Origin of the sequence: Bradyrhizobium betae, from assembly GCF_004123905.1 — a bacterium.
Classification (GTDB): domain Bacteria; phylum Pseudomonadota; class Alphaproteobacteria; order Rhizobiales; family Xanthobacteraceae; genus Bradyrhizobium; species Bradyrhizobium betae_A.
The window spans coordinates 1-3,417 of record NZ_MZXW01000009.1 but is presented as its reverse complement, the minus strand read 5'-3'; the positions used below and the strand labels follow the sequence as shown (position 1 = coordinate 3,417).

At 63.4% G+C, this 3,417-nt stretch carries 4 protein-coding genes; all 4 read right to left on the bottom strand.

Annotated features, from left to right (window positions below):
* Nucleotides 1–885, bottom strand: an 885-nt coding sequence (locus B5V03_RS05495) for a hypothetical protein (protein ID WP_164987802.1), incomplete at its 3' end; no start/stop codon positions are given.
* 485 nt (nt 886–1,370) lie between these two features.
* Nucleotides 1,371–2,243 carry a DMT family transporter gene (locus B5V03_RS05485; protein WP_129268262.1) on the bottom strand — a complete coding sequence of 291 codons (873 nt, stop codon included), beginning with the start codon at nt 2,241–2,243 and terminating at the stop codon, nt 1,371–1,373.
* 72 nt (nt 2,244–2,315) lie between these two features.
* Nucleotides 2,316–2,876 (bottom strand): TetR/AcrR family transcriptional regulator, encoded by a 561-nt coding sequence (locus tag B5V03_RS05480; protein WP_245502165.1) that lies wholly within the window; start codon nt 2,874–2,876, stop codon nt 2,316–2,318.
* Between the two features lie 180 nt (nt 2,877–3,056).
* Complete coding sequence (locus B5V03_RS05475; RefSeq protein WP_245502164.1) at nt 3,057–3,230, bottom strand: hypothetical protein; 174 nt, start codon at nt 3,228–3,230, stop codon at nt 3,057–3,059.
* Between the last annotated feature and the right edge of the window lie 187 nt (nt 3,231–3,417).

Here is a 3,417-nt window from a genome sequence, read left to right as displayed (position 1 = left end):
TATGCCGCCTCCGGAGAAGCTCAGACCGGTACCGTTTCCGATTATGGAGGAGCCGTCGACGCGCACTGTCACGTTCGGCCCGATCGACCGAATGCCAATGGCATTGGTCACTGACCTGGTGTTCTTGACATAGATGCCGATCGGAGCGCCGTTGCCGGATGTCGTGGCGACGATGCCGTCCTGGAAGTTGCCGGCTACCACGCTGTCCGCAATCGTCATGTTAATGCCGCCCGTGCTGCGGCTGCCGTCTGTGGCGACGCCGAATGCGTTGCCGACGACGGTGACGCGCTCCAGCGCGACTTGAGCGGTGCCGCCAGATTGCGGGTTGATCACAAGGCCACCCCCGGTACCTGTGCCATTGGCATAAAAAACGGAGTCACTCACTTGCAGTTTCGCAGGCCCATTGGGCGCGAAAAGCAGCCCGGAAGAGCTTGAGCCGGGGTTGTTGCCAATGCGAACGCGATGAAGCTGAAGGCTTCCTTGACCGGAAAACTGGACGGCGGTTCCGGGAAATCCTGTACCATCCAGCACGAGACCTTCGATGGATGCGATCGCCCCAGCGGGCAAGTTGATATTAATCACACCTGCCGGAGTCTCCCAAAGACCGCCGGCGCACGATATCGTGACCGATTGTTGGATGGTGAGGCCGCTGCCATAGTTGGCCTTGTCCATGCAGATGACCTCGCCGTTGACGCCGGCGATCGAGATGGCATGGCCCATGGAGGCGCACGTCTGCGTCGGCCCGCAATTGGCGTTGTCACTCCCGGTCCGCGAAACGTAGGCTGATCCTCCGGCGGCGGACGTTGTAGTCAACGCCGCGAGCGCAAGCGTAAGGCAGGCAAACAGTGTAGTCTTTTTCATGAAATGCCTTTCCACGAACAGCATGAAATCAATCGCTCACGTTCGGAGGCCTGGACAACGTAACGGGGCGCAGAGCCGCGTTCCCCGCCGTTGACATAAAATGAGCGGCAATCAGCCATTTGACGCGCATCTTCCCATTCGTTGCACGCTGCGCGAAGGTGGAGGGAGATCGCGCGCCGCACATCAACCGTTCGGTTGAGGCCCACACAATGATGGTCGCGCGCCACGGATTTTCTGACAGCTGTTGCCGAATTGCATTCCGGCGCTGCTTCGCCGCAAGGCACGCGAGTTGCGCCGGCGATCGCTAATATTGGTCGGTTAGCCCCTTGCGCGTCAGGGGATGGCGCCCGTGAGGCGGAAGATCCGCTCGCGGGTCTTCAGCGCAGCCGTCAGCGCGGCCGCGCAGGGGCGACGCCCAATAAGACCATGTCGCATCCGACCCTCGGCGTGCTGCATTTCGAGCACACGAGCTTTCAGGCCAACGACGATCCCGCGCTCAAGCTCGTGATTTATACGCGGGTTTGAGCTACTCTGACACCCGGTCTCACTTGTGTCAGGGCGACACCGGAGATCGCGAGCAGCCCGCCGGCGATCAGCTTCGGCGTCATGTGATCGCCGAGGAACAGCACGCTCGACATCAGGGCGAACACCGGAAGCAGCAGGCCGAAGGGCGCGACGCGGCCCATGGAGCAGCGGGCGATCAGCCAGAACCAAAGGCCAAACCCGACAATCCCTCCGATGAAGATCGTATAGGCGAGCGCCAGCCAGCCACGTCCGTCCGCCGTGACGAGGCTCGCCGCCTGGCCATATTCCAGAAACAGCGACATCAGCATGACCTGCGGCACCGTGAGCAGCGACGACCATCCCATCAGCATCAGGGGATCGAAAGGGCCGTAGCGCTTGGTCAAGACGTTGGACACCGCGAATGCGAAGGCCGCCCCGACCACGAGCAGTAGCGGAAGTGGTTTTGCCGACAGGCCGGGCTCCGCCGCCAACACGACCACGCCGACGAACGCAAGCACCACGCCGGCGGACGTGGCGAGAGACGGTCGCTCCGCGAGCAGTGGCCAGGCCAACAGGACCGTGAAGGGCGTCGCGAGCTGATAGGCGACGGCCGAGATGCTTCCCGAGCCGAGCCCGAGGCCGACATAGAACAGCCCGAAGTTCAGCCCGCCCAGGAAAATCGAAATGGCTGCGACAGGACCGAGCTGTTGACGCGTGGGCCTTTTGACGAACGGAACCAGCAGCAGCGCGATGGCGAGGAAGCGCAGCGCGAGGAAGAACAGCGGCGGAAACTCGGTGACGCCCACCTTGATGGCCACGAACTGATAACCCCAGAGCAGGGGGACGGCCACCGCGCAGAAAATCTGGATGGCAGACATGGCATCTTCCTTTCGAGACCGGTCGGTCTAAATATCAGCGCGCCAATGGCGCGAGGCGCGTCCGCGGGGTCGTTACCTCACGAAGCGGTCGAGCAGTGCGTCAGCGGTGGCTTGCGATGCGGTCCGCGCCGGCGCCGTCTTGCCGACCACGCGAAGCCCCTCGACGAAGCAGACGAGAATTTTGGCGGCACTTGAAGGTTCGACACCATCGGCCAATTGGCCCGCCGTCTTCGCCCGGGACAATGCGTCCGTCACCCTGGCCTCCATGGCCTTGAAGAAACCTGCGACGCGACGGCCGACCTCGGCGTCCTGGCCAGCCAGCTCCATGGCGGTAGCCACCAGCAGGCAACCGCGCCGGCCACTGGCACCGCTGGTGCGGTCGACATAGCCGGCCAGGAAGGCCCGCAGGCCGTCGAGCGGCTCGCGGGAGGAAGCGAGTTCGATATCCATTCGCGCCACGGCATCGGCAATGTAGCGATCAAGCGCAAGCAGGAAGAGCGAGTGCTTGTCCCCGAAGGCAGCGTAGAGACTGCCGCGCGACAGCTTCGTCGCACGAAGAAGGTCCGGGAGCGCCGTGCCGTGATAGCCGCGCGACCAGAACGCGCCCATCGCGCGCTCGACAGCGGCGTCCATGTCGAAGCTTCGGGGGCGGCCACGGGGCGGCGCTGGAGGCTGGCGGCTCATTGCCGATATATAGACCAATCGGTCTTTAAATTGCAAGGGAGGCTTTGGGGTCGCGAGGCTGCTTTCGGCCAAACGTCGCAAAATGCGAGGTGAGATGGAATCCGCGGTTGGCCCGGGGCAGGCCCGCGCTTACGGCGCCGGCGCGGCCGGGGGCGTTATGCCGACATTCGGCAGCGTGGCGGGCCAGGGGCTGATCGGGCTGAGCGTCGACAAGGCGCATGATGATTTGAGCAGGGTCCACGCCGCTGCCAGGCCCGTCATGTCGAGGTCGAATTTCGTCGTGTCCGCCTTGTCGTCCGGCATTGTCGTGGTTTCGCGGACATGCAGGCCGCCTGAAAAGGCGACCCGGAAAGAACTCCCCCCGCTCGCTACTGCAGCGGGATTGATCCGGAAAATGCGCCATTGCTGCCGTTGGCGCTGACGGCATTGTTCCCGTAGGTGGCCAATATGCCGCCTCCGGAGAAGCTCAGACCGGTACCGTTTCCGATTA